This window comes from Syntrophorhabdaceae bacterium, from assembly GCA_028713955.1.
In the GTDB taxonomy this organism is placed as follows: Bacteria; Desulfobacterota; Syntrophorhabdia; order Syntrophorhabdales; family Syntrophorhabdaceae; genus UBA5609.
In genome coordinates this window covers 1-5,646 of the sequence record JAQTNJ010000204.1, presented here as the reverse complement: position 1 = coordinate 5,646, position 5,646 = coordinate 1, and the positions used below count along the sequence as shown (strand labels likewise).

Here is a 5,646-nt window from a genome sequence, read left to right as displayed (position 1 = left end):
TCTTATTGATATACTGCCGGAGCAGCGTTTCACAAGTCCGCCGTCACGGTATACCGAGGCCTCTCTGATACGGACCCTCGAAATGAAGGGGATCGGACGCCCCTCGACGTATGCAACGATCGTCACGACCGTCCAGGACAGAAGTTATGTAAAGAAAGACAAGATGAAGCTCATGCCGACCCCGCTCGGCAAAACGATCAATAAGCTCCTGAGGGAGTTTTTTCCCCTGGTCCTGGATATCGGCTTTACCGCGACGATGGAAGAGATACTCGATCTTATCGAGGATGGGAAAAAGGATTGGGTAAAACAACTGGGGAGGTTCAACGTTGCCTTTGAAAAAGAACTCCATTCCGCCAAAGAGGGGATGGTAAGTCTGAAGAAGGAAGAGCGTGAGACCGATATCATCTGTGACAAATGCGGGAAGAAGATGCTTCTCCGGTGGAGTAAGAACGGAGAGTATCTCGTCTGCAGCGGAAAACCTGAATGCAAGAACAAGAAGAACGTCCGGATGGAAGAGGACGGAACGATAACAGCCGTTGAGGAAGAGGTGAAAGGGACATGCAGCGAATGCGGAGGGAACCTCCTCGAGAAAAGGGGGAAATTCGGAAGGTTCTTAGCATGCAGCAACTATCCCGCGTGTAAGCACACCGAGCCCTATTCACTCGGGTTCAGTTGTCCTGAAGAGGGCTGTATTGGAAAACTTGTGGAAAGGACTTCGAAGAAGAAAAAACGGTTTACGGCCTGCTCGCGCTACCCTGACTGCACCTTCGCGACCAACAGGGAACCCGCCGAGGGTCCATGTCCTTCCTGCGGGGCGCCTACGCTCTTTACTTACAGAAACAGGCCCCTTTGCCTCCGTAAGGGCTGCGGATGGAAATCAAAATAATCGGTGGTGGTTTAGCCGGCGCAGAGGCTGCCTACCAGATAGCGCGCCGGGGCGGGAACGTGGTCCTTTACGAGATGAGGCCGTCGGTCTTCACGCCTGCCCATAAGACCCCCTATCTCTCAGAGCTCGTCTGCAGCAATTCGTTGAAATCAACGGAGCTTACCAATGCCCACGGGCTCCTGAAAGAGGAGTTGAGAAGGCTTGATTCAATCATCATCCGCATTGCCGATGAGACATCTATACCGGGCGGCAAGGCCCTTGTTGTGGACAGGGAGGTGTTTTCCCGGAGGATAACCGAAGAGATTGAATCGAACCCCCGGATAACCGTTGTGAGGAAGGAGATACGGGAGATCCCGGAGGGGACTGTAATAATTGCAACGGGACCGCTCACGAGCGATGACCTCACAGAGAGCATAAAGACGCGAACGGGTGTTCATAACCTCTATTTTTATGACGCCATCTCTCCTATCATCGATGGGGACTCTATCGACATGGATAAGGCGTTCTTCGGTTCGAGATACCTGAAAGATGCCGTTGACTATCTGAATTGCCCCCTCACGGAGGAGGAATATGATACATTCTATGAAGAACTGACGCATGCCGGGAGGGTCGACCTCAAAGATTTTGAGGACGTTCCGTACTTTGAGGGTTGTTTACCGATAGAGGTCATGGCAGAGAGGGGGAAAAAGACCCTTCTCTATGGACCGATGAAACCTGTGGGTCTTGAAGACCGGCGGATCAGGAATAATCCCTGCGCGGTGATTCAACTGAGACGGGAAAATGAAGAAGGCACGATGTATAACATGGTTGGTTTTCAGACAAAGCTTAAATACCAGGAGCAGGAGCGGGTCTTCAGCCTTATCCCGGCACTTCGGAATGCTGTATTTTTACGACACGGAAGTATCCACAGGAACACTTACATCAACGCTCCAAAACTGTTAAACGAGAAACTTCAACTGAGGGGCGATGAACGGATCCTTTTCGCCGGGCAGATAACGGGGGTGGAAGGCTACGTGGAGTCTACCGCCTCAGGTCTCGTTGCGGGATTATCAGCGCATACGGCGGCAACGGGCCGCGGGTTTGTTCCTCCCCCTGAGGATACCTGCGTCGGTTCCCTTATGCGCTATGTATCAACGGAAACGGACAATTTTCAGCCCATGAATATCAATTTTGGTCTCCTCAAGGGTTATAATAAGAGGCAGAAGGAAAAGGCCATTGCATGCGCGCTGGAATCGATAGAAGAATGGAGAGAGACAGTATATCGTATATAGTATATCGTAGATCGTATGTCGCTGGATTTGTAAGTTCGAATTACAGTGTACACAACTGCGATATAGGGTTTGACGATATACGATATACGAACTACGATATACGGTTTATTTGGAGGTTGTATGGATTCAACAATCGAAAAACTGAAAAAGAAGGCTATCGACAGGCAGGATATCAATACTGCCGATGCGAAAAGACTCTATGAAATCGGCATCGCCAAGCCCTTCCTTTTAATGGCCCATGCAAATGAGATCCGGGAACATTTCAAAGGGAGGAGGATCAGCCTCTGCGGCATCATCAACGCAAAGTCCGGGGTATGCCCTGAAAACTGCAGGTTCTGCGCGCAGTCGGCGCATTATCACACCGATGCCCCTGTATACCCCCTTGTAACCACCGGGGAGATCCTTGAAAAGGCCCGTACAGCAAAGGACGCAGGGATCCATTTATTTAGTGTCGTAACAAGCGGAACATGTATATCGGACAATCAGGAGTGGCAGGTGATCTGCCGTGCTGTTGAAGGTATTAATAACATGGGTATCCGATCATGTGCCTCACTTGGGCTGCTCGATGAAGAGACGGCAAACGGTCTGGCAAGGGCCGGCCTGTTCAGATACCATCACAACCTTGAGACGGCCCGGAGCTTTTTTGGCAACATCTGCACAACCCACGACTATGAGGAGGATATCAAGACCTTGCACATAGCAAAGAATGCAGGTCTTTCAGTCTGTTCGGGGGGGATCATAGGCCTCGGCGAAAACATGGTGCACCGTATCGAACTTGCCATGACGCTAAAGGAAGCCGATGTGGACTCAATACCGATCAATATCCTCAATCCCATTCCCGGAACACCCCTTGAGAACGTTTTACCTCTCACCCCGATCGAGGTCCTCCTCACCGTTGCAATCTTCAGATTTATCCTCCCTGGTAAAGATATCAAGCTCTGCGGCGGCAAAGAGAAAAACCTGCGGCAGCTTTTGCCCCTCAGTATCATCGCGGGCTGCAATTCATTGATGACCGGCAATTATCTCACCACCCTCGGCAGGGATACGGTGCATGATATCGAGATGATCCGGGACTTGGGATTGGAAGTTGCGATAGAACAATAATCAAACACCAACTAACCGAGGGGTTCATGGAGCCAGCATGCGGCATCGGGATATCCCCGCAAACACGCTCATTGCGCTCCAGCGGCTTACATTCGCTCGCGTTCGGCTTCGGAACTTTTGCTTGCGCAAAAGACCGAGCTTCCTCGCCTCACGACGGTTTGCTCAGGATACCCCGACACCGCATGCTGGCGCAGCTTCCATTTCAACCAGACACTTGTATAACTAAAATAACAATGAATTTTAGTTTGATTATTGCTCGTTGGGTATTAATTGGTGATTGGTTATTGTGTTTTCTTATCCTACTGCTGAACCGAGTTTAAAGATTGGCAGGTACATGGCGACGACAAGCCCGCCGAGGATAACGCCGAGAAAGGCCATGATCATCGGTTCCATGAGCGCCGTCATGTTTGTTACGAGGGCGTCAACGTCATCCTCGTAGAAGTCTGCTATTTTATTGAGCATATTGTCCAGGGCGCCCGTTGATTCACCAACCTGAACCATCTGAACGACCATTGGCGGGAATATGCCGGCCTGTTCCAATGGCTCCGACATGCTCCTTCCTTCGCTGATCCGCTCTTTTGCAACCACCAGCGCCTCTTCTACGATCTTGTTCCCGGCAACCTTTGCAACGATATCGAGGCTTTCAAGGATGGCGACACCGCTGGAGAGGAGCGTCGCAAGGGTCCTTGTAACCCTCGCGACAGAGGCCTTTATCGTTAAAACACCGAATATGGGTAATTTCAGTGTCAGCCTGTCAATCGTTTTCCTGCCGCCCTGTGACTGGTAATACTTCTTAAAAGCGAAAAAGATACCTACTACAGCGGCAATAATGTAGATTATGCCGCCCTTTACCGCCCTGCTTAAGTTAACGACGATCTGTGTCGGCATAGGGAGGGTGGCACCCATGTCCTTGAACATTGTCTCAAAAACAGGAATAACAAAGATCAAAAGGACAAAGACGACACCGACAGCGACGACGACGATGCTTATCGGGTATATCATGGCAGATTTGACCTTGGATTTGAGCTTTTCTGATTTTTCCATGTATACGGAGAGCCTCTGGAGGACACCGTCCAGCAAGCCGCCCTCTTCGCCTGCGACGACAAGGTTGACGAAGAGCTGGTCAAAACACTGCGGATAATCCCTGAGAGCGTCGGCGAACCGTGAACCGCCTTCTATCTTCTCTTTTATCTCCCGGACGATCCCTCTCAGATTGACATCTTCAATCTGTGCCCCGAGTATCTCGAGGGATTGAACAAGGGGAAGACCGGATGTGATCATCGTGGAAAGCTGTCTTGTGAAGATCACGATCTGGAGCGTGGGTACCTTTGCCTTGGGACTATATTTTTCCTTCTTTTCCTCTTTTTTCTCGACGAATTTGGTAAGGATAACACCGTCTTTTCTGAGGATCGCACGGAGAGAATCTTCGGATGGGGCCTTTGTTGACCCTTTCCTTGTTGTACCGGAGACTGTTTTACCTTCCCATTCGTATAGCGGCATAAGTCAATAATACATGAAAAAAATATTTATGCAAAGAAAAATTTACTCCCTTACCACCGTATAGAACGTCGTGTTATCTCTCTTGATGAGTATAACCACGCCTTCTTTGATATTTACCCGTTTCATGGCCTCTCTGAAGTCGGCAACATTCCGTATCGGTTTCCTGCCGATCTCCTTGATAATATCACCGGACCTGACATCTCCGTCCTGTGCCGGACTGCCCGGTAATACATCCGTTACGATAACGCCTCTCTTATCTTTCAAGCTGAGATGTTTTGCGATCTCCGGGGTAATATCCTGGACAACGAGACCGAAATCTTTCTCTATTTCAGGTTTTTTCGAAGCCTTCAGGCCTTCTTCCTGGAGCTCTGCAATAACGATCTCAACCTCGATCGGTTTTCCTTCACGTATCAAACCAACCTTCACCTTTTTGCCGATCTCTGTTGCGCCTACAAGCCGCGGGAGCTGATCATTGTCCTTGATCTTTTTACCATTGTACGTAACGATAACGTCTCCCCTCTTAATCCCTGCCTTTTCAGCGGGGCCCTGTTCCATAACGTCTGCAACTAATGCACCTTCAGATTCGGTGAGACCAAAATTCTTTGCAATCTCAGGCGTCACCTTCTGGATAACGACACCCATCCATCCTCTCGCTACCTTACCTTTTGTCTTCAACTGCGGAAGCATATCTTTGGCAACATTGATAGGGATGGCAAATCCAATGCCCTGTCCACCGGAAACAATCGCTGTATTGATACCGACAACCTCGCCTTTCAGATTGAGAAGCGGTCCCCCGCTGTTGCCGGGGTTGATCGAGGCATCAGTCTGGATAAAATCGTCATATGGTCCGGCGCCTATTACCCTTCCTTTTGCGCTGACTATGCC

General features: G+C 49.9%; 5 protein-coding genes. 3 read left to right on the top strand and 2 right to left on the bottom strand.

Annotated features, from left to right (window positions below):
* From PHU49_13730 to bioB, 3 genes are all read left to right on the top strand, one after another.
* On the top strand, window positions 1-886 hold an 886-nt coding region (locus tag PHU49_13730; protein MDD5245065.1), incomplete at its 5' end, for a DNA topoisomerase.
* Window positions 871-2,157: a methylenetetrahydrofolate--tRNA-(uracil(54)-C(5))-methyltransferase (FADH(2)-oxidizing) TrmFO gene (gene trmFO / locus PHU49_13725; protein MDD5245064.1), complete on the top strand. Its 1,287-nt coding sequence runs from the start codon at window positions 871-873 to the stop codon at window positions 2,155-2,157. The genes PHU49_13730 and trmFO, both read left to right, overlap by 16 nt.
* 120 nt (window positions 2,158-2,277) lie before the next feature.
* Window positions 2,278-3,261 carry a biotin synthase BioB gene (gene bioB / locus PHU49_13720; protein ID MDD5245063.1) on the top strand — a complete coding sequence of 328 codons (984 nt, stop codon included), beginning with the start codon at window positions 2,278-2,280 and terminating at the stop codon, window positions 3,259-3,261.
* A gap of 294 nt (window positions 3,262-3,555) precedes the next feature.
* On the opposite strand, the gene PHU49_13715 is transcribed toward bioB, so the two are convergent.
* Both PHU49_13715 and PHU49_13710 read right to left on the bottom strand, forming a co-directional pair.
* The gene (locus PHU49_13715) at window positions 3,556-4,761 is read right to left on the bottom strand and encodes a type II secretion system F family protein (protein MDD5245062.1); all 1,206 of its coding nucleotides are present in this window, start codon (window positions 4,759-4,761) and stop codon (window positions 3,556-3,558) included.
* 42 nt (window positions 4,762-4,803) lie between these two features.
* On the bottom strand, window positions 4,804-5,646 hold an 843-nt coding region (locus PHU49_13710), incomplete at its 5' end, for a PDZ domain-containing protein (protein MDD5245061.1).

Excerpts from the sequence above, each read along its gene's own strand:
- PHU49_13715 (MDD5245062.1), bottom strand. The coding sequence starts at position 4,761 with ATGCCGCTATACGAATGGGAAGGTAAAACAGTCTCCGGTACAACAAGG.
- bioB (MDD5245063.1), top strand. The coding sequence starts at position 2,278 with ATGGATTCAACAATCGAAAAACTGAAAAAGAAGGCTATCGACAGGCAG.
- trmFO (MDD5245064.1), top strand. The coding sequence starts at position 871 with ATGGAAATCAAAATAATCGGTGGTGGTTTAGCCGGCGCAGAGGCTGCC.